Origin of the sequence: Virgibacillus profundi (assembly GCF_002287375.1) — a bacterium.
GTDB classification, from domain to species: domain Bacteria; phylum Bacillota; class Bacilli; order Bacillales; family Amphibacillaceae; genus Virgibacillus_K; species Virgibacillus_K profundi.
Genome location: NZ_NPOA01000049.1, coordinates 1 through 470, shown reverse-complemented (window position 1 = coordinate 470; position 470 = coordinate 1). Strand labels below are relative to the sequence as shown.

General features: G+C 50.6%; 1 protein-coding gene. It reads left to right on the top strand.

The genetic code is table 11. The features are described from left to right. Positions 1 to 193: 193 nt before the first annotated feature. Positions 194 to 470, top strand: a 277-nt coding sequence (locus CIL05_RS22455) for a hypothetical protein (protein ID WP_206207827.1), incomplete at its 3' end; no start/stop codon positions are given.

The following is a 470-nucleotide window of genomic DNA, read 5'->3' as shown; positions in this document are numbered from 1 at the left end:
AGTTCCGCTGCGTTCTTCATCGATGCCAGAACCAAGAGATCCGTTGTTGAAAGTTTTGATTTATTAAGTACAAAGACTCAGAGAGGCCATAAAATCAAGAGTTAGATACCTCCGGCGGGCGCCCGAGGGGCCGGGGACCCCGGAGACCGGGGCCAACCCGCCGAAGCAACGTTGAGGTAAGGTTCACAGTGGTTTGGGAGTTTTACAACTCGGTAATGATCCCTCCGCTGGTTCACCAACGGAGACCTTGTTACGACTTTTACTTCCACATCGCAGTTCCGCTGCGTTCTTCATCGATGCCTTGTTACGACTTTTACTTCCCGTGATACATGGCTACGCTGCGTTCTTCATCGATGCCTTGTTACGACTTTTACTTCCACATCGATGTGGCTACGCTGCGTTCTTCATCGATGCCTTGTTACGACTTTTACTTCCACATCGGTGTGGCTACGCTGCGTTCTTCATCGATG